Source organism: Cytobacillus purgationiresistens, from assembly GCF_030813235.1.
Lineage (GTDB): Bacteria > Bacillota > Bacilli > Bacillales > Cytobacillaceae > Cytobacillus > Cytobacillus purgationiresistens.
This window is the reverse complement of sequence record NZ_JAUSUB010000002.1, coordinates 207,362-226,916: the sequence shown is the minus strand read 5'-3', so window position 1 is coordinate 226,916 and position 19,555 is coordinate 207,362. Positions and strand designations below refer to the sequence as shown.

Below are 19,555 nucleotides of genomic sequence, written 5' to 3'. Positions count from 1 at the left end.
TTGCAAATCACTAATGGCTCAGATATTAAGAAAAGTGAAAGGGCAAAAATCATCATCTATTCCAAACCAGGTGATGGTAAAACAACGGTTGCAGGACTACTGCCAGGTAAAACTTTGGTACTCGATATTGATGGTACCAGCCAAGTGTTAGAAGGATATGCAAATGTAGATGTGGCCAAGATTGATGTTGGTGATCCTCATCAAAGTATTCTAGATTTTTTTGCAATAGCAAAAGCAAATATATCAAACTATGACAATATCTTTGTGGACAACCTTACACACTATCAAAAGCTATGGTTGATGCATAGAGGTGAAAAAACCAAGAGTGGAATGCCGGAGTTAAAGGATTACGCTTTATTCGATAATCATTTGTTAAAGGTTGTTGAAACTTTCAATGGGTTAGATGCAAACATCATTTATAGTGCTTGGGAAACTACACGCAGCATTATCCATGATGATGGACAACAATATAACCAATTCATACCGGATATTCGAGATAAAATAGTCAATCACGTTATGGGTATTGTTCATGTAGTTGCTCGTCTGGTGAGAAAAACAGACGGTGCAAGAGGTTTTATTCTCGAAGGTAATCAAAGTATCTTCGCTAAAAATCATTTAGATCAGCGTATAGGCTGTATTCAAGAAGAATTAATAGTGTCATCCACAATTGAAAACACAGGGGGAAATAAATAATGTCATTCTTTAAATTTGATGAAGAAAACGCAAGTACAGGCTTTGAATTGGTTGCAGAAGGTAAATATGAAGCAGTTATTCAAAATGCGGAAGCAGGAACTACACAAGGTGGTAAGCCGAAATTACAGGTTGATTTTGAGATTCGTAGTGACGTGCCTCAGAAACATCAAGGTGCAAAAATTCTTTATAACACTTTCACTTTTGAACATGAGGTTGCAGTTAAAATTGTGAACTCATTGTTAAAATCTTGTGGGTTTGCTAATGGTCATCCATTTAAATCAGCAGATGACATGGCAAAGCAGTTGATCAATAAAAATTTAAAAATCACTGTCAAACATGAAGAGTATGAAAAAGAAGTTGATGGTGTTAAACAAAATCGTACAGCTGCTAAAGCTAAATATTATGATGCATCAGATGTAAATCCAGTAATGGAACCCGGTGCATTCACAGTAAATGATGAGGATATTCCATTTTAAAACTAAATAGAGAGGTTGGTTTTACCGACTTCTCTTTTTTATACCCAAAAACAGTGATTATACAATGGGACGCAAAGTGCAAAGGAGATAGAACGATATGGAGAAGATATATAAGCCTATTGTTCCTAAATGGGTTGGTGAAATTCTTGAAAGAGAAAGAAATCAAGATATGTTTGCTTCTCACGGACGAACAAAAAAATGGGATGAGTGGAAACGTAGATATTCACGAAAGTTAAAATATGCAAGGCTGAACGGTTGGATTACTGATAGATATTAATGCAACCTTCTGATCATTAAGTGAACTAATAAAAAATGGAGGGCGAAATGAAAGAAAATCCATACAATTTCAACGAAATCCCTGCTGAATTAAAAGCCCTTCCTCAATGGATTTTGTGGAGATCAGAGAAAAGAAATAACAAACCGACAAAGGTTCCTTATCAGGTAAATGGAGAAATGGCACAGGCTAATAATAGACGTACCTGGTCAACCTTTGCAACGGCAGTCAAATTCTATTTAGAAGGCGATTATGATGGTATAGGTTTTGTCTTTAGCAGACAGGACAACTATATAGGGGTTGATATTGATAACTGTGTTGTGGAGGGCAAACCTAATACATTTTCAACTGAAGTTATTGACACTTTAGATAGCTATACAGAATTTTCCCCATCGGGCAAAGGTGTTCACATCATTATCAAGGGAAATCTTCCACAATCTGTTTTAGGTACTGGAAGGAAAAATACTAAACATGGATTAGAGATTTATTCATATGGTCGCTATTTCAGTTTCACAGGGAATCGTGAAAATTCTAATGATGTTTATGAACGTACAGATGAACTTGCAGAAGTTTTTGAGAAGTACTTTGACGATAGTGATATTCAAGGCCGAGTGAATTTAGCAGAATTTGAGAAAGATGAAATTAAAATATCAAATGATGTTTTATGGGAAAAGATTTTTCGGAGTAAAAATGGAGATGATATTCGCTCATTGTACAACGGTAATTTAATCAATAATGATCATTCTTCAAGTGATTTAGCCCTTTGCAACCATCTAGCATTTTGGACAGGTAAATCCTCAACTCGAATGGATACCATGTTTCGTGAAACAGGTCTCATGAGGGATAAATGGGATGTTATTCATTTCAGAGATACCAATGAGACATACGGAGAAAGAACAATAGCAACAGCCATATCTTCTACCTCTACTACTATATTAGACAACAAAGAGCAATTCCAAGAATTTTCTTTTGAATTTGCTACTGGTGATGCAGATGAAGTTGTGGAGAAGAAACCAAGAAAGAAATTCCGTTTAACTGAACTTGGTAATGCCGAACGGATCGCGTATGAATATGGCCATGTTATCAAATATGTTTCAGATATGGGTTGGCTAATATGGGACGGTAAACGGTGGAAAATTGATACTAAAAAAGAAATTGAACGAATTACAGCTAAGGTACTACGTGGCTTGTATAAATCAGATGATGAAATGGAAACAAAATGGGCGCGTATGTGCGAAAGAAGAAACATTCGAATGAACAGCATTAAGGACCTCATGCCGTTGGTTCCAGGAGAGCGTGATGACTTTGACCGTCATAAATATTTACTAAATGTCGAAAACGGCATTGTAGATTTAAAAACAGGTAAGTTGCAGCAGCATGATCGTGAGTTGGGGCTAACTAAAATTACCAATATTACATTTGATAGAAATGAGAAATGTCCTGAATGGATAAGTTTCCTAGAACAGATTTTTCAAGGTGACAAGGAGCTTGTTGAATACATGCAGCGACTCATTGGATATTCTTTGACTGGTGAAATAACTGAGCAAATAATGGTATTCCTAATCGGTGGTGGCTCTAATGGTAAATCCACTTTTATCAATACTATTAAGGACCTAACAGGTGAGTATGGGAAGCAAGCTAAATCAGATACCTTCATCAAGAAAAAAGAAACTGGAGCAAATAATGATATTGCTAGGTTAGTAGGTTCGCGCTTTGTCTCAGCTATAGAAAGTGAAGATGGCGAGCAATTATCTGAAGCATTTGTTAAGCAAATAACTGGCGGGGAACCTGTACTAGCTCGATTCCTTAGACAAGAATATTTTGAGTTCATACCAGAGTTTAAAGTATTCTTTACCACTAACCATAAGCCAGTAATTAAAGGAGTAGACGAAGGTATCTGGAGGCGTATTCGATTAATCCCTTTCAACTTGCAGCTACCAAAAGAAAAAAGGGATAAAAAACTTCCTGAGAAATTGAGTCTTGAAATGTCCGGCATATTGAATTGGGCGATTGAAGGTTGCATGAAGTGGCAGCAGTCAGGATTAAATGATCCAGATATTGTGATGAAAGCAACAGGCGATTACAAAGAAGAGATGGATATTCTCGGACCATTCATATATGAATGCTGCTTCAAACAAGTAAATGTACAAATTGAAGCAAAAGAATTATATGAAGTTTATTCCAACTGGTGTTTTAAAAATGGTGAACATCAATTAAAAAATCGTGCTTTCTATCGAATTTTGGAATCGCAAGGTTTTAAAAGAGAACGAGGTAATAGAAATAAGTATTTCATCCATGGTGTTACTTTAATAGAGCGAAAAAATACTTTTATACAGCAAAAGTTACTAGAAAACGATGAAAATAGCGAAAGTGTTACTAAAAATAACACATTTAAATTCTCTTAAAAGCCTTATGTACCAAGGGTTCATCATACTTTTACTTTCGTTTTTGTTATTTTTGTTAATAAAAATATATATAACAAAAAAATATAAATATATATAAGTACTTATTAGGAGCATTAAAGCCCAAAATAGGTAACGAAAGTAACCAAGGTGCTTCAATCCCTTGGGGCTGTAAGGTTGAAAGGTGTTACTTTTTAGTAACACATGCTAATTTTAGGCGTTTTTTCGTAACACATTTAGTAGTTTTGAATAACAGAGGTGATAGATTTGCAAGTTTTAATGATTCTTAGTCAAATTTGGAAATCGGGTGCAAATATCTATCTTGATAAAGATGATGATCGTATTTCGATAAAAAACCAGAATTTAATACCTGTTGAAGTTATGAAAGCAGCGGAACAAGATTTCGTAGCAATTGATGACTGGTTTAAATCTTGGAAAAACTCAAGCGCGGAAAAAATCACGCTCATGAAAATGGTCCATCAAATATGCGGCTGGCAGCATAATGAAAAATTGAATGATTGGTTATGCGCTGAAGAGAAATCTCTTTCAATGTTCGATGACTGGATGATAGTCCTGGCTAAGAATGGCTGGAAGGACATCTATGAAGATTATCGGCAATTTGAAAATGATGAATCTAATGCAATGGCACATGAACTGTATAAGCGGGCTGTTGCATATGCGAAGAAAGGGGCATGACGATGAGGGAAATTAAATTTCGCCTTTGGTGCAAAGATTTAGAGGAAATTATTGAGGTAAATGAAGTGGGTTTCGAAAACAATAAGTTATGGTACATCGAATGCATTGACCATGATAAAGAGTTACTTTACTTTCCTGAAAAAAATGACCATGTATTAATGGAATACACCGGATTAAAAGATAAGAATGGTAAAAAAATTTACGAGGGGGACATTGTAAAGCATCTAGGAAGAATTGGGGAAATAACTTGGGAATGTGAATATAAAGCTTTAGGGTTTTATTTGAAATCTGGTGAAGACTTATTGGATGTTGTAAATCCATATTCATCCTGGGCATTAGTAATTATCGGAAATATTTATGAGAATCCAGAATTACTGGAGGAATCAAAATGATTTCTTATCATTACACAGATACAGAACTAAATAAAATCCTTAAAACACTCACGATCGTGATTGATACTCGTGAAAATGTAAATGGACATATTCTTGAGTATTTGCGTCAAAAAGAAATTCCAATTAAGAATCAGAAATTAGATACTGGCGATTATGGCTGCATGATTCCAAAAAATGAAGAGTTGGGGATAACTCGAGACATATTTTTAAAAAGCCGAGTGGAGCGTAAAGCTCACATGGATGAAATAACAGGTAATTTGCAAAAGGATACTCAAACAGCCTTTGAAAATGAATTGATTCGCTCAAAGGACATTCCATTCACATTAATTGTGGAGGACTTAAATGGATATGAAAAAATGCTTAAAGGTAAATATCGTTCAAAATATAACCCGTTAGCATTGCTTGGAAGGTTAAATACATTTAAAGCAAAATACAATTTTGAGATCGTGTACTTAGATCAAAAATATAGCGGCAATTGGATATACCACCATTTTTATTATCAAGCGAAACATTATCTTAGGACAGGCGTTTTCTAAAAACTTAGCTAAGAAAGTGGGGATAAGATGTGGATAAGTTAGAAGAAATCAAGTCATTTATAAAAGCTGGCAGGGTTAGGTTAATTCATATTAATTGGATGGTTAAAGAGATTGAAAGACTCAGAGAATTGAACCGAGCAATCAAAGAAAAGAGTCGATTCAAAAATTATTTAAATGTTGTTGAAGAAAATCTTGCTTTGGAAGAGAGCCTTAAAAAGGTTCGGGCACAAAGGGATTATTATAAAAAGCTCTACTCAACAAATACCGATATGAAGAAAGCTTTGTAGGTGATTGATATGGGAAGAGCTAGATTAGTAAACAAAGCGAAGCTGCAGCAAAGATTGAAGTATAATTTTGTACTAGAAAAATTGGAAAAGCTCGGAGTTAAAGAATCGCAGCAAGGTGTTCCCTTACACAAATTATCCTATGAAGAATTGAAATATGAATTAACTCTCGCTTCATTCCGTGAGATTGATGTCATTAATGATGAAAATAGGTGGTTCTAATGAGAAACATCAACTTTGAGGATTTACCTAAACATGAGGTATCACAAAGGTCCTTAAGGAAATTAGAGCAAGTCATGTTTGCTCAAGATGACTTTGGCATTCAAAAGTACGGTGTCCCTTTATCCCATAGTCATAAATATGATTGGTTGCAAATGTTCCTGGAAGAAATTGCTGACGGTATAAAATACATCCAATGCGAAATTGATCGTAAGGATTATATCATTCAAATGCTGCAGGCGGGATTGAGAGCTAATGACCCAAAGGAATATATAGAAATTGCTCTTAATCTGCTCACTGTGAAAGGAACAGGGAAATGAATCCAATTGATGAACTTAAAGAGATTGTTAAAACACAAAAATCAATCTCGACAAAAAAGCTTGAAGAAATAGTTTTCAAATTTGAAAAGATGTATATTGCACAAGGCAAAAGGATCCGAACTCAACAAAATAGTTTATCTCTTTTGAATGTTCGATATCAAAGAGAAAGAGAGAAGTCCTTGAAGAGAAAAGAAATGGTGGAACAATATGAAAATCTTAAAAGGCATCATCGAAATTTAACGCGAGAATACAATTTATTGATTGAAAAATATGAAGAAACAAGGGCGGTTAAGAAATGAATCTAGATACATTGTTTGCGCAGCAACAAATACTTAAAGATCGTATTGGCTATAACGGACCTGATCGTTTTGACAAATTGATTTTAGCTTTACTTGTGGAATTGGGTGAATGTGCGAATGAATGGCGCGGGTTTAAGTTTTGGAGTAAGGATCAGGAGCCGAGGACAAAAGTTCCCGTAACTGGATGGGGTGAACCTTATAAAAACCCACTCCTTGAAGAATATGTGGACGGGTTGCACTTTGTACTTGAATTAGGTTTAGAGATTAATGTAACGCCAGTTGTTTGTGACTTGTATCTAAAAGCAGATGATATTAATACCCAGTTTATAGGCTTATATCAAGCTATAACACATTTTAAAGTAACTAGAAGTAAATTAGCGTACTATTCTTTAATTGAAATCTTTGCAGGATTAGGTGAAATGCTTGGCTTTACATTGGATCAAATAGAGCAAGCGTATATAGAGAAAAATGCAGTAAATCATGAACGACAAAATACAGGATATTAATTAGGGGGACTAATCAATGGCAAAAGTACAACTTAATCAAAAAGAACAACATTACGCAGATACACGTGAGCAAGCGGAGGAAATTGTTTTAGATGCTAAAGAAAATGAGAATCTTCAAATGCACAAAATTACAGAGAAATATAACAAGTATGGTCAGTATTTCTTAATTGATCTAACTTACGCTTATCAAACTCCTAAAGAAGTAATGGAGAGTCGTCCACAAAATGATAATTTACCAGATGGACAAATGAGCATTGATGATCATGAAGGCATTGAATATAGTGTGGACGGTAATGGTGCTGTATCTGTTCCTGATGGTCAATTATCTCTTGATAATGAAGAAGATGAGGACGAGCCTAAATTACAGAGTGTTAAGTAATGGCAAAGAATAAAAGGCAGCGTAAATGGATGCTTCTCTTTCGAAAGGAAGAGGGGCAAGCTGTTTACTTATATGAACGTTTGCAAAAACATGATTTGAAACGGCGGTTAAAAGATGGCTGGAGAATTTGGTATTAACTTATTTTGTATTATGTTCACTAAATTTAGGAGGAATGAAAATGTACGAATACGAGCAGGAAGATTATTTCGAGATTGATGAAAACTTTGAATTTAATACTGGAATAAACAAATTGTTAGATGAGGAAGTTGAAAAACGTTTAGCCGAAAGGGTTAAAAACTATCAAGAGGCTATTGATCGTGATAAAAAATCACAAAAAACCATTAGTGATTTAAGGAGTGACATGCATAAATTACAACTTAATCTAGGTGCTGCTGAAAAAACATTCAAAAAGGAAGGTGCAGACGATACTTTAAGAGAGTTATTAGGCGGGTTTAAATTAGGAGATGAAGTGTGGTTTGTAAGGAGACGTTATAACCGGGTACAATGCGACACTTGCTTGGGAGATGGTAAGGTCATTGCTGAATTTAAAGGTGAGGAAATGAAAGTGCAATGTCCAAAATGTAATGGGTATGGACACAATTCAGATATTACTAAATCTGTTGAAAAAGGAATTATAAAAGAGATTGAAATGCACACTTGGGCAAATGGGAAAAAGTTTGAAGTGAAGATGTATATTGATCCAACCACATATAAACCTGGTGACACTGTTTCTGCAAGAACGGGAGAATTCTTTAAAACAGAAGAAGAGTGTGAAGCAACTTTAAAGGAGGAATGAACGTGCGTGAAGCAAGGAACGGATTAAGACCAGTAACAGCTATTTCATATCAAAAAGAATTAAAGGGTTACTTTCATTGTTTTAGTCAAGAAGGGAGCCTTGAGGAAGGTATAGGAACTTATGCAACTATCGAATTAGAAGACGGTTCCGTTCATCAAGTGGATGCTTTCCAGATGAAATTCGATGATGTTGAGGAGGGATGAACGTGCGTGAGAGAAAGATTAGGGGCTATGCAGTAGAGGAAATGGTCGGTAGCCAATGGGTTTATGGTTTTGGTGTATACGCTGTTGAGTTTGCTGAGCATTATGCAAAGGAAATCGGTAGAAAAAGAGATTGGCACTTGTATACAGAGGATGCTGGAATAGTCAGAGTTCATGAAGATTCAATTGGTGACTATATAGGCAAAAAAGACAAGGACGGTAATGAGGTTCATGAAGGGGATATTGTTACTCTTTTCTGCCAAGAAAACAAAGGTGCTTGGAATGACTTCAAAGTTACTGGGGTTGTCACTTACTTTGAACAGTTTGCTCAATTTTTGGTTAAACGTGAAAACTCACATCCTCAATTAGGGTTCGACTTATTTGAATTGTGTGACCATGAGGATTATGAATTATTGGAAATTGAAGTGATCGGCAACATTTACGAAAATCCAGAGTTAATCAACTCTTGAATTAATCAGTTTACTAGATAAGGAGGCAGGCTATGAAGCAGCTTGATCTATTTAGAGAAATAATCGTTGATAATTTCGCAGGCGGCGGCGGGGCGAGTACAGGCATTGAAATGGCAACAGGCTTATCAGTGGATATCGCAATTAATCATGATCCAGCTGCCATTGCCATGCACAAGTTAAATCATCCGGATACAGAACATTATTGCGAATCAGTTTGGGATGTAGATCCAAAATTAGCATGTCGTGGCCGTAAAGTTGGATTAGCTTGGTTCAGTCCGGATTGTACCCATCATTCAAAAGCAAAGGGTGGAAAACCAGTTAAGCAAGAAATACGAGGGCTGGCATGGATAGCCGTAAAGTGGGCGCTTGCTGTTAAACCAAGGGTAATCATGCTTGAAAACGTTGAGGAATTCAAAGATTGGGGGCCACTTGAACATGGTAAGCCAATAAAAGAATTGAAAGGTATCACTTTCAATAGTTTTGTTAAATGCCTTGAAGCATTAGGCTATGAAGTTCAATTTAGGGAGCTGCAGGCTTGTGATTACGGAGCACCAACAATTAGAAAACGGTTTTTCATGATTGCTCGTTCGGATGGTAGGCCCATTATCTGGCCAGAACCTACTCATGGTAATCCCAACAGTATATTAGTTAAACGAGGCAAGCTGGAGCCTTGGAATCCTTCCGGCGATATTATTGATTGGTCTATCGGTGTCCCTTCTATATTTGGCAGGAAAAGACCACTTGTAAAAAACACTTTAAATCGAATTGAAAGAGGCATGGAGAAATTTGTTATTAACGCAGAAGATCCTTACATTGTTCCTGAAAAGCACCAGGCAGCATTTCTAATTAGTTACTACACTGAGCAGTCTGATAAAGAAGTTAGGGGATTATCGCTTCATTCTCCTTTACACACAATTACTGCAGGCGGTAATCGATTTGGTCTTGTTACAGCCTTTCTTACAAAATATTACGGGCAGGGAGTTGGCCAAAGCTTAAAAGAGCCACTTCACACAATCACAACAAAAGATCGTTTTGGATTGGTTGCTATAAAGTCGGACGGCTATGCAATAAAAGATATCGGACTTAGAATGTTGCAACCGCATGAGCTTTTTTTAGGACAAGGATTTCCAAGTAACTACATTTACAATATCGGTAAAAAAACTGATCAGATACGGAGAGTAGGAAACAGCGTTCCGCCTCCATTTGCAGAAGCACTTGTAAGAGCGAATTTGCCAGAGTATTGCGTGGAATACAGCCGTTATAAGCCGGCTTTGGCTAATTAACACAAGAGTAATAACGATGTGCGCCCATAAGGGCTTGTAAGGATGCACTAGGTAGCACTAGTGTAGGTTAATCCCAAATGTAAACCTATCGTCATTCACCTTATCCGAAAGGGAAACCAGACGGGGAGTGTAGCATGGTGAAAAAGCCATAAGTTGGTTAGTTACCAAATCACGACTGAATGGCAAGACGAAAACTGTAAATAAGGATGAAAGCTATACTGCTTCAATGATAGCTCAAGGGCGAAAATTACTGCGTGTGATGTAAGGTAACTATCCGTCACAAGAGGAAAGGGCTTACGATGAAATGTGGCGTAAGAACGAATTGGGATTTCTTCTACCAATCACTATAAGTGCTTAAAGAGTGAATATCACATCCGAAATTACAGAAGCTTGTCCTTACTAACCTAAATGGGGATTACCTAAGTTGGAAAGCCTAACAGGGCTATAGCAGTGGTGCTTGAATATCCAATAAGGTAACGGAGTCCTCGTATTAGTCTGAGATAGGGAAAGCCTATCACATGGCGAAGGAGGACAGCTTGTCTAGTTTAATACAACAAAGGTTAATGCGTGAGGCATTAGATAATCTTTAATAAGTATTAAATACTTCCAACGGAAAGACAAGTGGAGAGCCGTATACATTGAAAGGTGTACGTACGGTTCGGAGGAGAGCGTTTGGAAACCTACCATAGCAATATGGAAAGGCGCTAGGCGCTTATCCTACAATTAAGGAGGGGTTTTAGTGAAATGCGAATACTGTACAGGCAGACCTTTATTGGAAAGAAAAAATTTAATGGTCAGTTACAGTAGTGATTATAAAGTGTTTATAAATCAGTGCAACTACTTAGAGGATAGTGTGATTGGCAACACCGTACCTCATTCATTGCATGGTGTAAAAATAAACTTTTGTCCTATGTGTGGGAGAGACTTAGGAAAACATTCTTAATGAACATTTCGAAGATTCAGCGAAACAAAATGATAGGAAAGTTAAATTTGGAATTGGATATTATGTGGAAATAACATTGTGGATTGATACCTATAGAATAAGGCAGAGGTGAATGAAAAAAGTGGTTATTCCCGCCTCATTCGAACTTAATTACTAAGTACAATAGAAACTTAGTATTGAATCCAACATTGCGTATCTCTACACCAGTCGGGGTTTACTTCACCAGCAGCAGATGCAGGAGACACAATTGCTATAGTAAGTATGGAAACTAACCCAAGTCTCACAAACCATTTTTTCATGATTTCACCCCCTTTGTATGAATCTGTAAATATTTTAACAGGAAAAGGCAATAGGGTGAATGTGAATTTGTATATTCTGAATAAATGGTTATTTATTACTATAAGGAAACAAAAGGTAGGAAGTGTTGACTAGAAAGAAAATGCGAAAGAAGGAGTGTTATTATGGATAGAACATTTTTTGTGATGATTGAAGGAAATGAACCTATTATTATAATCGTTAAAAATGATGTAAACAGACCCAAACTTTTAGACTGTCACAGCGTTTTGGAGAAATGGGTGACTGATAAAAACGACTTCAAACCCTACGATTATTGGGAAATTGATACTTGCGAAAAACACAATATTTAATGTTGCATTTCGATAAGTTTATGAAACAAAAGATAGAAATTGTTAAATAGAGGTGAAACGATGGTAATTAAGGCTGAAGATTTAGATTTTGTTCAAATAGAGGAATACAAAGATGAAAAATCAGTAACTACTGTGATATGCATTCAATTTAAAGACGGACAGATGAAGATATTTGAAATGGAAAATAGAAGATAGAAGGAATTTCCTAATTAAAAAGAGCCCATGTCGAGGCTCTTTCTAAAGGAGGATAGATTTGAATAGGATTTATATACTTTATGATATATATCCATAAGTGCTTGGACAAATTTACAAAAAGAAGAGCCCATTCCAAGGCTCTCTTAGAGGATTTATACATTAGTTGAATGTAATCTATATTTCTTACGAAATTCTTTATTAAATTGCTTGGACAGATTACCTATTTTTAAAAATAGAAAAGAGCCTTTTCAGGCTCTAATTACGTGAAACGTATCACTTGTTGTTAAGGGATTAAAGTGATGGGTGTTGGAGCATGGAATTAAAAAATTGTAGTTTTTTAGGAGATTAACCTTGCCCAACATTATTAGTATTTGAAGAGTTAAATAAATTATTCATTCTTACATTTTTTCTAAGTGAGAAAGGCTTAGAGTAAGTAACCGTTTAAATATGTAAGAATGAACTTTAAGTCAAAATGTAGTACTACCCATATTAGTTGACTTAATTTTCTTTGTTAAAAACCTTGTCTGTACGAGGCCTGTAATGAAAACAAAAAATGCAAATCCTAATTGAACATATTTCGTTTCCTTGGCATTTCTCTTAATTTTACGTGATTGGACTTGGGAAACAGTTATAGCAATAACGATTTGAATAATACTGACTATAATGATGAGCTTATTTGTATGCATGTCATTCAATTATTTCACCTACTTTTTCTTGATAAAACCGTGTACAACAACATTATTAATATGTCTTCAGAGATCAAAAAGTATACATGATATTTATTAAACTGGATAAGCAGAGAATTTCATTACAAATACAAATAGCGAAGGAGGAAAAATTCATGCTACAAGTAGGAGATTTTGTGGAAGTGGTAAAACCGTTTTATTGGTATCGGGATGAACGTTATGAAATTGGTGAAAGATTTATGTTTGAAGAACAGCATAAAGGGCATGATTTTCAGTTTTGGGTTAGAAAGGTTACAGCATAGTTCGATAATTTAGCGAAACAAATTGATAGGAGAGTTTCACTGAAATTTATGGTTCAAGCGAATTAAAAAGAGAGGAACATTAAGTCCTCTCGTTTAGCGATTATAGCTCAAAAATAAATTCTTCTCTGAATTTTCTCTTATGAACACTGTTATCATTTTTATCTATCCAGGTAACAATTACTTTTAATCTTGTAGCCTTAGTAAATAAAGGGAAGTTTGAATGGTGAAACATTGGTTCTGCTGTTTTAATACTTTCAGTAAACAATTCATATTCCGAAGTTGAACCAGGATGATCTCTATATGCCTCGACTCTAACTAGTTCTACATTGTCTTTACCAATATTATTGATGTCCAAGCTGTAAAGGTTATATAAATCTGGTTTATCCGATTTATTGCTTTGGGGATCATCATTGTCGGGTTCAGCTATTTCAACCTTCCATTGATTTGAAGAGACTGTTACAGGCAGGTTTTCTAATGTTTTCGCGAAGGTGTTAATTGAGACAGAGAACGATAGTAAAACAATAAGTGAAATTGCAATAAACTTTTTCACTACACTCACATCCTTATTTTTAAAGTTAGTGTTTTTATTATTTGTAAATTTTATACACATCACATTTTAAAGAATAAGGATATAAGAAACAAAAGGTAGGAAGTGTAAATTAGTAAAAAAAGCAACTCTATTCAGAGTTGCCGTGTAAATTAACCTTTGGAGGCTGATATAAGTCGTTGTTTCTCAGCGTCAAAAACTGCAGTTGTCATATGTTTTCCATCCTTTGAAACAGTAACAAAAACATATACTTGCCTTTGGGGATGAAATCCATCACCACTAGTTCTTGAGGAACCATATTTATCTGCTTTCTCAAACACTTTGTTTATATCTTTAAAAAATACCTTTTCGCGTATGTTTAATTCTGCATTCTGATATTCCTTGTAAAGATTTTTGTCGAGTGAATTATAAAATACGTCAACATCCATAAAGTTTTTCTCAGAGTTATCGGGATACTTATACCAAGGTTTAGCATTATTATTCTGTTCAGCAAGGGAATGATAACCACCCAAAATAAGGGATATAAGTAAAAAAGCAATAAAAGATATCTTTTTCATTTTATAGATAGCTCCTTTTTTACAAATAGCATTCCATTAAATTGAAATTTGATTCATGTAAGAAGAGAATTTTTAGGAAACACAAGATAGAGGGAGTTTATAAGTGGAACATGGATATTTAACTTGAAGAATTGGAATAATAAAACTGATATTTGGAGCACAAGCGAGAAGCTTTACCAATGACTAATATAGGAGGTTGAATTAAATTAATCATAAACATATAAAATGGATTTTTTTTGCTCTTGCTATATTGGCCATGGTGATTTGGGGAGTGTTATATATATATGATTTATTAGTAGCTTTATACGGAACAATGCTCGCTACTATTGTCTCGGTATCTTTAATAAATCTATATAAAGAATAGCATTAAAAATAAAAAAAGACAGGATTTCTCCCGTCAGAGCTAAGAAAATTATAACATTTGGGAGGGGTTCATGTGCATCAACAAATGTCATTTGTACTTCCAAAGATAGATAGAAAAGCTACTCAAGAAGCTGTGGAAGCACAATTAGAAAAGTATCGTTTATTCAAATACCTTTCCTTCGAAGAAAGAGAAGCGAGTGTAACAGCGAGCACCGAAGAACGTTTTCATGGGCCAACTAATGAGACATCCGATCAAACAGGTGATATTGCCATTTATAATGTTGAGCAAAGAAAGTTAAGAGAGGACTTCTGCAATCATGTGGAAAGAGCTGTTTCAAGGCTTCCAAAATTAGAAAGGTTTTTAATTGAAAAGAGATACATGTCTGTAGAGGCTGAATACACCTCAGATTTCCAAGTTTATTGCTTTGAATACCAACCTCCAATAAGTGCTGTAACGTACGGGAAAATACGCACCAAGGCGTTCTACAGGCTTGCGTTGAATTTGAACATTGCAGTTATCGAAAATGTATAAAAATAGTTTAAAAAAACTTTAAAAATATTAACAAAAAACTTTAAAAACTCTTTAAAACATTTGGCTTTGGACATGGTAAATTTATATTATCGAGAATAAAGCAAAGAGGCATTCCTTATGGAGTGCTTTTTGTTTTGAATAAAGAATATAAACAAAATTAAATGCGTATAACTATTTTAAAAATTACTCAGGGAGGTAGATATATGATTCCAGATAAACTGGATGCAGTCATAAGAACATATTGTGAAAGTGTGAATACAGGAAAACCTGCGGCATGTCAGCCAGTTCAAGAACGATATAAGGATATGGCAATAGATATAATTCACTCATATGGAATTTTAAGTTATACCGAACCATTATCTGATGGGTGGATAACAATATGGATGTATCGCTATACTCATATTCTTGACGTGATAAAACAGAGTCCGCAGGTTCCTAAATCACAATATGATCATTGGGTCATAGGTAAACTTTTCGGATATGATGAAAATTCTATTGAAAAGTTTTTACTTAGACACGAGTAAAATCTGTTTTATGACATTTAGGGCAAGGTGGTAAAGTGTCAGTATGGTCATCTAAGTAGATAACTGTACCACAAGATTTGCATTTGTAATTACCTTTACCTGGTTTTTCTCCTGTACTTGGCATATTATCACCTCCTAGGTTAATAGTTCGGTATACTCTGTGAAAATCCTCCTAAAAAGAAGGAAAATATCACCTTTTGTCGTATATTATATTCGAGATAAGGTGGTTGGTAAATTGAAAAAGTTCTTGGAAAAGTATCTTGAATGGATACTGATGATTTTATTAATTTTATGTATGATTATTATAATTGGCTCATTACTGTTTTTTATTTTCGATTTGGATGTATCAATAATTGCTGGACTCATCGGATTCGTTGGTACGATAATAGGAGGAATTATAACGTATTTGGGAGTAAAGTTAAGTCTAAAACATAGAGATAAAGAATTGTTTTTACAAACTGCAACTAAAAAAATGATAGAACTTGATAAAATATATCCCAAATATAAGGCAATTGCTGATGAAGCCTTTATATGTAAGTATGATATAGCTTTTAATGAAGGAACTCCTAAAAGGTTACAGTCTCTTTTAGAGAAATATATAGCTTATGCTGAAGGTGATATAGAGGTTTTATATAGTGTCATGGAATATTATGATATCCAATCATTTAAAGCATATTTAACTGAAATGAGATTCTTATCTCATAAAAATATTGAAACAACAAATTTTTCTACAAAAGAAGCAATCAAAGTAATTAATGATTGTACTAATTTATTCCTTAAGACTGAGTTTTATTTAAAAAAGAACTACGATAAATACAAAACAAAAGAAGGTGAATTTTTCTAGAGTTCTTCAAGATGCTCTTAAAGATTTGCTTGGTATGAAAAATAAATAATTATTTAAAGTCATCTCTTAACGAGGTGGCTTTTTATTATGTCAAAAGGGTGATGGTAAATGAAATGCATTAATATTATATTCCTTTCGTTCATCATAATTTTATTCAATACACAACCAGGAATAGAGAATGATCCATTAAGAACAAGAGATTGGAAGTACATGTGTTAGAGGGGGGAGGTAAATGGAATGGATGTTCAATGTGATAATTGCAATCAATTATATAATGTTAATCCAATAGATAAGAAGCATGGCAATGGAATAGTCGAGACATATTTCACTTGTCCTCTATGTAATCACCATCACTTAGTATACGTAACTAATCAAAGTATAAGGCGGCAGCAATACCAAATTAGAAAACTATATGAATCAATCCCTGTGTATGAACTAGGCACTGATTATAAAAAGGATTACCTGAAAAAATTCGAAGCTCATTTCAAAAAGATTAAAGACAAGAAAAAGAAGTTGGAAGTACAAATGAATAAATTGAAAGAGCAATTCGCATCCAGCTGATGGGTGCTATTTTTATGAGAGGGTGAGCAGTTGTGTAATGATAACTAATCATCAATACTATGACAAATACAAGCGCAATAAGAAAGCAAAGAAGTTTTATGACAGTGACCCATGGCAGAAGTGTAGGCTGCTTGCTTTACGGCGTGACTACTATCTTTGTCAATCTTGCTTAAGGAATAAGCTCATTACATTTGCTAACATAGTCCATCATATTAAATCATTGGAGGATCATCCTCATCTTGCGTTGGTATTAAATAACCTTGAAACAGTATGTGATGCATGTCATAACGCTGAACATCCTGAGAAGGGTGGAGGAAAGCCGAAGGAGAAAACAAAGGTAAGAGTCCTTGCTGTGGATGGGAACAGGGAGATAACATAGCCCCCCTACCATAGAAAAGAAAAAAATCGAATTCTCCAGACCGGGATGCTCCGTCGCTTGTAACGCGGGAAAAAAATTCATGAAAGGGGGGTAACGCATGGCAATTCCTACAGCATCGAAAATTAGAGAATATCTTGGTGAATCTTACAAAGAATCGGATGAAGAGCTAATTCAGCTTTATTTAGAGACTCATCAATTTTACAGAAGGTTAAATAAAGAAGTTAAAAATGGAAGTTTAATGTATGAACATACGAATAAGGCAGGGGCCACGAATTTAGTGAAGAACCCCCTTTCAATTGAGCTTACTAAAACTGTCCAAACCTTGAATAATCTGTTGAAATCATTGGGATTAACTCCTGCTCAAAGGAAGAAATTAAAAGATGGAAACGGCTCTGGTAATGGAGACGATGACGATGATTTCGATGAGTTCTAATCTTTTAGAAATGAATCCAGTTCAACTTGATAAGTGGTACCAGGACTGGAGAAGAAAACAGGTTCATTACGGCTTCATCCTTGTGGACTTCTCACCGCGACTTCTGACAACATGGTATGCGGAACAGGTTGTTAATCTCAAGATTAAAGCAAGTAAAAAGGTGATTTTAGCCTGTAAACGGCATCTAAATGATCTAAAAAGAGCAGGAACAGATGATTTTCCATATGTATTTGATGAAGTGAAGGGATTTAGACCAATCCAGTTTGTAGAGAAGTATTGTAAGCCATCCAAGGGTGATTATAAAAAATTAGTGCTGCAACCATGGCAGCATTTTATATTTGGCTCACTATACGGTTGGGTCCATAGAGATACTGGTGTAAGGCGCTTTCGTGAGGGCCTTATTTTTGTTGGTCGAAAAAATGGTAAAACAACCAAAATAAGCGGATTGTCTAATTTTGCAGTCTCAAAAGATAATGAAAATGGTGCAAGGGTTTATGTATTAGCAAACTCCAAACAACAAGCAGGGGAATTATTCGATGAATCTAAGGCAATGGTAGAAAGCTCTCCTAAACTCCGTAAGAGGTTTAGGACTAATCAGAAGGGTATCTTCTATGATAAGACAAAATCACGTGTAGAACCCCGTGCCTCGGATTCAGAGAAGCTAGATGGATTGAATACCCACCTTGGGATATTTGATGAGATTCACGAATTTAAAGACTATCGCTTAATAAATGTTATAAAAAAATCTCGTGGATCACGTAAGCAGCCTCTCATCCTCTACATCACAACAGCGGGCTATCAGCTGGACGGACCTTTAGTTGATTACTATGCACAAGCAGAAGAAACGCTTGAGGGTGCTGTGGATGATGAAAGAACATTTTATTATATGGCGGAGCTGGATGAAGAATCAGAGTTTGATAAGCCAGAAGAGTGGATTAAGGCTAATCCTAATATTGGCGTTTCTCTTGATTTAACGGTACTCATTGACGATTGGAAAAAAGACAAGCGCACACCGCAGGAACGTAATGACTACATTACTAAACAATTTAATTTCTTCGTCAATAATTCCAAGCAATCATTTTTAGATTATAAGACGATCCAGAAAAACAAGAAGGTTGTAGCTCTTTCTGATTTCAAAAGAAAGACATGTGTTGGGGCATTTGATTTATCGGATTCAGAAGACTTTACCAGTGCTTGCTTGGAATTTCCTATTTTAAATTCAGAAGAGGTTTTTGTCTTATCTCATTCCTGGGTGCCTGAAAAGAAAGTAAAGGAAAATAATGAAAAGATCCCATACTATGAATATGAAAAATTAGGATTATTAACCATAATACCGGGTGAATACGTAAAAAAAGAATATATCTTTGATTGGTTTGTTGAACAATCAAAAAAGTATCAAATTAAAAAGATAATGTATGATCCAGCTAAAGCATATCAGCTTGTTGAATCACTAAACTCATACGGTTTTAAAACAGAAGTAGTAAGACAAGGTTATCTTACACTTGGTCCAGCTGTGGATGATGTGAAAGAACGGTTCTTGGATGGGAATGTTATTTATAATTACCAAGAGGAAGGCAAAGATAAACCAACTATGAATAGGCTTTTCCGATGGTACGTGAATAATGTGAAAATGGTTGAGGATCGTAATAGAAATAAGCTTCCGCAAAAACAAGGTCGCTACCGTAAAATAGACGGTTTTGCGGCCTTTTTAAATTCACATGTGGAAGTGATGACATATTTCGTAAAACCACAGGGGGAAGGGAATGTGAAGTTTGTTTCTGTTAATGATTTATAGCAATTGAAAGGTGGTGATAAAT

At 35.1% G+C, this 19,555-nt stretch carries 34 protein-coding genes; 29 read left to right on the top strand and 5 right to left on the bottom strand.

The genetic code is table 11. From position 1 onward, the window contains the following. The 19 genes from J2S17_RS03760 to J2S17_RS03670 all read left to right on the top strand — a co-directional run bounded on the left by J2S17_RS03760 (window position 1) and on the right by J2S17_RS03670 (window position 11,168). Window positions 1-693: an AAA family ATPase gene (locus tag J2S17_RS03760; protein ID WP_307472051.1), complete on the top strand. Its 693-nt coding sequence runs from the start codon at window positions 1-3 to the stop codon at window positions 691-693. Then, the gene (locus tag J2S17_RS03755) at window positions 693-1,169 is read left to right on the top strand and encodes a DUF669 domain-containing protein (RefSeq protein WP_307472048.1); all 477 of its coding nucleotides are present in this window, start codon (window positions 693-695) and stop codon (window positions 1,167-1,169) included. The genes J2S17_RS03760 and J2S17_RS03755 overlap by 1 nt, the downstream gene beginning before the upstream one ends. Window positions 1,170-1,266: 97 nt before the next feature. Then, window positions 1,267-1,446: a hypothetical protein gene (locus J2S17_RS03750; protein WP_307472046.1), complete on the top strand. Its 180-nt coding sequence runs from the start codon at window positions 1,267-1,269 to the stop codon at window positions 1,444-1,446. A gap of 47 nt (window positions 1,447-1,493) precedes the next feature. Further along, window positions 1,494-3,848: a phage/plasmid primase, P4 family gene (locus J2S17_RS03745; protein WP_307472044.1), complete on the top strand. Its 2,355-nt coding sequence runs from the start codon at window positions 1,494-1,496 to the stop codon at window positions 3,846-3,848. Window positions 3,849-4,124: 276 nt separating this feature from the next. After that, window positions 4,125-4,541: a hypothetical protein gene (locus J2S17_RS03740; protein WP_307472043.1), complete on the top strand. Its 417-nt coding sequence runs from the start codon at window positions 4,125-4,127 to the stop codon at window positions 4,539-4,541. A gap of 2 nt (window positions 4,542-4,543) precedes the next feature. Beyond that, complete coding sequence (locus J2S17_RS03735; protein WP_307472041.1) at window positions 4,544-4,933, top strand: YopX family phage-derived protein; 390 nt, start codon at window positions 4,544-4,546, stop codon at window positions 4,931-4,933. Beyond that, window positions 4,930-5,469, top strand: a complete 540-nt coding sequence (locus J2S17_RS03730; protein WP_307472039.1) for an ERCC4 domain-containing protein — start codon at window positions 4,930-4,932, stop codon at window positions 5,467-5,469. The genes J2S17_RS03735 and J2S17_RS03730 overlap by 4 nt, the downstream gene beginning before the upstream one ends. A gap of 29 nt (window positions 5,470-5,498) precedes the next feature. Continuing rightward, window positions 5,499-5,756 (top strand): hypothetical protein, encoded by a 258-nt coding sequence (locus tag J2S17_RS03725; RefSeq protein ID WP_307472037.1) that lies wholly within the window; start codon window positions 5,499-5,501, stop codon window positions 5,754-5,756. 9 nt (window positions 5,757-5,765) lie between these two features. Continuing rightward, on the top strand, window positions 5,766-5,975 hold the full coding sequence (locus J2S17_RS03720; RefSeq protein WP_307472035.1) for a hypothetical protein: 210 nt from the start codon (window positions 5,766-5,768) through the stop codon (window positions 5,973-5,975). Further along, window positions 5,975-6,292, top strand: a complete 318-nt coding sequence (locus tag J2S17_RS03715; protein ID WP_307472033.1) for a hypothetical protein — start codon at window positions 5,975-5,977, stop codon at window positions 6,290-6,292. Before J2S17_RS03720 ends, J2S17_RS03715 begins: the two co-directional genes overlap by 1 nt. Then, window positions 6,289-6,591 (top strand): hypothetical protein, encoded by a 303-nt coding sequence (locus J2S17_RS03710; protein ID WP_307472031.1) that lies wholly within the window; start codon window positions 6,289-6,291, stop codon window positions 6,589-6,591. The genes J2S17_RS03715 and J2S17_RS03710 overlap by 4 nt, the downstream gene beginning before the upstream one ends. Beyond that, window positions 6,588-7,097, top strand: coding sequence for a dUTP diphosphatase (locus tag J2S17_RS03705; protein ID WP_307472029.1), 510 nt, complete (start codon window positions 6,588-6,590; stop codon window positions 7,095-7,097). The genes J2S17_RS03710 and J2S17_RS03705 overlap by 4 nt, the downstream gene beginning before the upstream one ends. A 16-nt stretch (window positions 7,098-7,113) precedes the next feature. Continuing rightward, window positions 7,114-7,476 carry an organic solvent tolerance protein OstA gene (locus J2S17_RS03700; protein ID WP_307472027.1) on the top strand — a complete coding sequence of 121 codons (363 nt, stop codon included), beginning with the start codon at window positions 7,114-7,116 and terminating at the stop codon, window positions 7,474-7,476. Then, window positions 7,476-7,613, top strand: coding sequence for a hypothetical protein (locus tag J2S17_RS03695; RefSeq protein ID WP_307472025.1), 138 nt, complete (start codon window positions 7,476-7,478; stop codon window positions 7,611-7,613). The genes J2S17_RS03700 and J2S17_RS03695 overlap by 1 nt, the downstream gene beginning before the upstream one ends. Window positions 7,614-7,654: 41 nt before the next feature. After that, window positions 7,655-8,272, top strand: a complete 618-nt coding sequence (locus J2S17_RS03690) for a hypothetical protein (RefSeq protein WP_307472023.1) — start codon at window positions 7,655-7,657, stop codon at window positions 8,270-8,272. Between the two features lie 2 nt (window positions 8,273-8,274). Next, window positions 8,275-8,475: a hypothetical protein gene (locus tag J2S17_RS03685; RefSeq protein WP_307472021.1), complete on the top strand. Its 201-nt coding sequence runs from the start codon at window positions 8,275-8,277 to the stop codon at window positions 8,473-8,475. A 2-nt stretch (window positions 8,476-8,477) separates the two neighbouring features. Next, the gene (locus tag J2S17_RS03680; RefSeq protein WP_307472020.1) at window positions 8,478-8,942 is read left to right on the top strand and encodes a YopX family phage-derived protein; all 465 of its coding nucleotides are present in this window, start codon (window positions 8,478-8,480) and stop codon (window positions 8,940-8,942) included. A 32-nt stretch (window positions 8,943-8,974) separates the two neighbouring features. After that, window positions 8,975-10,225 (top strand): DNA cytosine methyltransferase, encoded by a 1,251-nt coding sequence (locus tag J2S17_RS03675; protein ID WP_307472017.1) that lies wholly within the window; start codon window positions 8,975-8,977, stop codon window positions 10,223-10,225. A 739-nt stretch (window positions 10,226-10,964) separates the two neighbouring features. Next, entirely contained in the window at window positions 10,965-11,168 is a 204-nt protein-coding gene (locus J2S17_RS03670) for a hypothetical protein (RefSeq protein ID WP_307472015.1), read from the top strand. A 170-nt stretch (window positions 11,169-11,338) separates the two neighbouring features. Here the strand turns inward: J2S17_RS03670 and J2S17_RS03665 are convergent, their stop codons facing one another. Continuing rightward, window positions 11,339-11,467 (bottom strand): hypothetical protein, encoded by a 129-nt coding sequence (locus J2S17_RS03665; protein ID WP_307472013.1) that lies wholly within the window; start codon window positions 11,465-11,467, stop codon window positions 11,339-11,341. Between the two features lie 162 nt (window positions 11,468-11,629). On the opposite strand from J2S17_RS03665, the gene J2S17_RS03660 reads away from it, so the two are divergent. Together J2S17_RS03660 and J2S17_RS03655 are read left to right on the top strand one after the other, a co-directional pair. Next, window positions 11,630-11,815: a hypothetical protein gene (locus J2S17_RS03660; RefSeq protein WP_307472012.1), complete on the top strand. Its 186-nt coding sequence runs from the start codon at window positions 11,630-11,632 to the stop codon at window positions 11,813-11,815. A gap of 39 nt (window positions 11,816-11,854) precedes the next feature. Then, the gene (locus tag J2S17_RS03655; RefSeq protein ID WP_307472010.1) at window positions 11,855-12,010 is read left to right on the top strand and encodes a hypothetical protein; all 156 of its coding nucleotides are present in this window, start codon (window positions 11,855-11,857) and stop codon (window positions 12,008-12,010) included. Window positions 12,011-12,477: 467 nt separating this feature from the next. Here the strand turns inward: J2S17_RS03655 and J2S17_RS03650 are convergent, their stop codons facing one another. Next, entirely contained in the window at window positions 12,478-12,705 is a 228-nt protein-coding gene (locus tag J2S17_RS03650) for a hypothetical protein (protein WP_307472009.1), read from the bottom strand. Window positions 12,706-12,851: 146 nt separating this feature from the next. On the opposite strand from J2S17_RS03650, the gene J2S17_RS03645 reads away from it, so the two are divergent. After that, window positions 12,852-12,998, top strand: a complete 147-nt coding sequence (locus tag J2S17_RS03645; RefSeq protein WP_307472007.1) for a hypothetical protein — start codon at window positions 12,852-12,854, stop codon at window positions 12,996-12,998. A 100-nt stretch (window positions 12,999-13,098) separates the two neighbouring features. Here J2S17_RS03645 and J2S17_RS03640 read toward each other — a convergent pair whose 3' ends face one another. Together J2S17_RS03640 and J2S17_RS03635 are read right to left on the bottom strand one after the other, a co-directional pair. After that, window positions 13,099-13,548, bottom strand: a complete 450-nt coding sequence (locus tag J2S17_RS03640; RefSeq protein WP_307472005.1) for a YozF family protein — start codon at window positions 13,546-13,548, stop codon at window positions 13,099-13,101. 149 nt (window positions 13,549-13,697) lie between these two features. After that, window positions 13,698-14,102: a hypothetical protein gene (locus J2S17_RS03635; RefSeq protein ID WP_307472003.1), complete on the bottom strand. Its 405-nt coding sequence runs from the start codon at window positions 14,100-14,102 to the stop codon at window positions 13,698-13,700. Between the two features lie 436 nt (window positions 14,103-14,538). Between J2S17_RS03635 and J2S17_RS03630 the strand changes: the two genes are divergently transcribed. Both J2S17_RS03630 and J2S17_RS03625 read left to right on the top strand, forming a co-directional pair. Further along, entirely contained in the window at window positions 14,539-14,997 is a 459-nt protein-coding gene (locus J2S17_RS03630) for an ArpU family phage packaging/lysis transcriptional regulator (RefSeq protein ID WP_307472002.1), read from the top strand. Window positions 14,998-15,200: 203 nt separating this feature from the next. Next, window positions 15,201-15,521 (top strand): hypothetical protein, encoded by a 321-nt coding sequence (locus tag J2S17_RS03625; RefSeq protein WP_307472000.1) that lies wholly within the window; start codon window positions 15,201-15,203, stop codon window positions 15,519-15,521. Here J2S17_RS03625 and J2S17_RS03620 read toward each other — a convergent pair. Next, window positions 15,508-15,645, bottom strand: coding sequence for a zinc ribbon-containing protein (locus tag J2S17_RS03620; protein ID WP_307471997.1), 138 nt, complete (start codon window positions 15,643-15,645; stop codon window positions 15,508-15,510). The genes J2S17_RS03625 and J2S17_RS03620 overlap by 14 nt on opposite strands. 111 nt (window positions 15,646-15,756) lie before the next feature. Here J2S17_RS03620 and J2S17_RS03615 point away from each other — a divergent pair, with 111 nt between their 5' ends. From J2S17_RS03615 to J2S17_RS03595, 5 genes are all read left to right on the top strand, one after another. After that, window positions 15,757-16,365 (top strand): hypothetical protein, encoded by a 609-nt coding sequence (locus tag J2S17_RS03615; protein WP_307471995.1) that lies wholly within the window; start codon window positions 15,757-15,759, stop codon window positions 16,363-16,365. 237 nt (window positions 16,366-16,602) lie between these two features. Continuing rightward, window positions 16,603-16,926, top strand: coding sequence for a hypothetical protein (locus tag J2S17_RS03610; protein WP_307471993.1), 324 nt, complete (start codon window positions 16,603-16,605; stop codon window positions 16,924-16,926). Between the two features lie 37 nt (window positions 16,927-16,963). Continuing rightward, window positions 16,964-17,305 carry an HNH endonuclease gene (locus tag J2S17_RS03605; protein ID WP_307471991.1) on the top strand — a complete coding sequence of 114 codons (342 nt, stop codon included), beginning with the start codon at window positions 16,964-16,966 and terminating at the stop codon, window positions 17,303-17,305. 97 nt (window positions 17,306-17,402) lie between these two features. Beyond that, window positions 17,403-17,738 (top strand): phage terminase small subunit P27 family, encoded by a 336-nt coding sequence (locus tag J2S17_RS03600; RefSeq protein ID WP_307471990.1) that lies wholly within the window; start codon window positions 17,403-17,405, stop codon window positions 17,736-17,738. Continuing rightward, the gene (locus J2S17_RS03595; protein WP_307472216.1) at window positions 17,719-19,533 is read left to right on the top strand and encodes a terminase large subunit; all 1,815 of its coding nucleotides are present in this window, start codon (window positions 17,719-17,721) and stop codon (window positions 19,531-19,533) included. The genes J2S17_RS03600 and J2S17_RS03595 overlap by 20 nt, the downstream gene beginning before the upstream one ends. Window positions 19,534-19,555 lie beyond the last annotated feature (22 nt).

Bases quoted from the DNA above. Each gene is read 5' to 3' on its own strand.
- J2S17_RS03645 (WP_307472007.1), top strand. From the start codon at position 12,852: ATGCTACAAGTAGGAGATTTTGTGGAAGTGGTAAAACCGTTTTATTGG.
- J2S17_RS03755 (WP_307472048.1), top strand. From the start codon at position 693: ATGTCATTCTTTAAATTTGATGAAGAAAACGCAAGTACAGGCTTTGAA.
- J2S17_RS03750 (WP_307472046.1), top strand. From the start codon at position 1,267: ATGGAGAAGATATATAAGCCTATTGTTCCTAAATGGGTTGGTGAAATT.
- J2S17_RS03600 (WP_307471990.1), top strand. From the start codon at position 17,403: ATGGCAATTCCTACAGCATCGAAAATTAGAGAATATCTTGGTGAATCT.
- J2S17_RS03610 (WP_307471993.1), top strand. From the start codon at position 16,603: ATGGATGTTCAATGTGATAATTGCAATCAATTATATAATGTTAATCCA.
- J2S17_RS03635 (WP_307472003.1), bottom strand. From the start codon at position 14,102: ATGAAAAAGATATCTTTTATTGCTTTTTTACTTATATCCCTTATTTTG.
- J2S17_RS03740 (WP_307472043.1), top strand. From the start codon at position 4,125: ATGATTCTTAGTCAAATTTGGAAATCGGGTGCAAATATCTATCTTGAT.
- J2S17_RS03595 (WP_307472216.1), top strand. From the start codon at position 17,719: ATGATTTCGATGAGTTCTAATCTTTTAGAAATGAATCCAGTTCAACTT.
- J2S17_RS03720 (WP_307472035.1), top strand. From the start codon at position 5,766: ATGGGAAGAGCTAGATTAGTAAACAAAGCGAAGCTGCAGCAAAGATTG.
- J2S17_RS03715 (WP_307472033.1), top strand. From the start codon at position 5,975: ATGAGAAACATCAACTTTGAGGATTTACCTAAACATGAGGTATCACAA.
- J2S17_RS03710 (WP_307472031.1), top strand. From the start codon at position 6,289: ATGAATCCAATTGATGAACTTAAAGAGATTGTTAAAACACAAAAATCA.
- J2S17_RS03695 (WP_307472025.1), top strand. From the start codon at position 7,476: ATGGCAAAGAATAAAAGGCAGCGTAAATGGATGCTTCTCTTTCGAAAG.
- J2S17_RS03745 (WP_307472044.1), top strand. From the start codon at position 1,494: ATGAAAGAAAATCCATACAATTTCAACGAAATCCCTGCTGAATTAAAA.
- J2S17_RS03625 (WP_307472000.1), top strand. From the start codon at position 15,201: ATGATTCCAGATAAACTGGATGCAGTCATAAGAACATATTGTGAAAGT.
- J2S17_RS03690 (WP_307472023.1), top strand. From the start codon at position 7,655: ATGTACGAATACGAGCAGGAAGATTATTTCGAGATTGATGAAAACTTT.
- J2S17_RS03605 (WP_307471991.1), top strand. From the start codon at position 16,964: ATGATAACTAATCATCAATACTATGACAAATACAAGCGCAATAAGAAA.
- J2S17_RS03700 (WP_307472027.1), top strand. From the start codon at position 7,114: ATGGCAAAAGTACAACTTAATCAAAAAGAACAACATTACGCAGATACA.
- J2S17_RS03705 (WP_307472029.1), top strand. From the start codon at position 6,588: ATGAATCTAGATACATTGTTTGCGCAGCAACAAATACTTAAAGATCGT.
- J2S17_RS03730 (WP_307472039.1), top strand. From the start codon at position 4,930: ATGATTTCTTATCATTACACAGATACAGAACTAAATAAAATCCTTAAA.
- J2S17_RS03620 (WP_307471997.1), bottom strand. From the start codon at position 15,645: ATGCCAAGTACAGGAGAAAAACCAGGTAAAGGTAATTACAAATGCAAA.
- J2S17_RS03665 (WP_307472013.1), bottom strand. From the start codon at position 11,467: ATGAAAAAATGGTTTGTGAGACTTGGGTTAGTTTCCATACTTACTATA.
- J2S17_RS03660 (WP_307472012.1), top strand. From the start codon at position 11,630: ATGGATAGAACATTTTTTGTGATGATTGAAGGAAATGAACCTATTATT.
- J2S17_RS03735 (WP_307472041.1), top strand. From the start codon at position 4,544: ATGAGGGAAATTAAATTTCGCCTTTGGTGCAAAGATTTAGAGGAAATT.
- J2S17_RS03675 (WP_307472017.1), top strand. From the start codon at position 8,975: ATGAAGCAGCTTGATCTATTTAGAGAAATAATCGTTGATAATTTCGCA.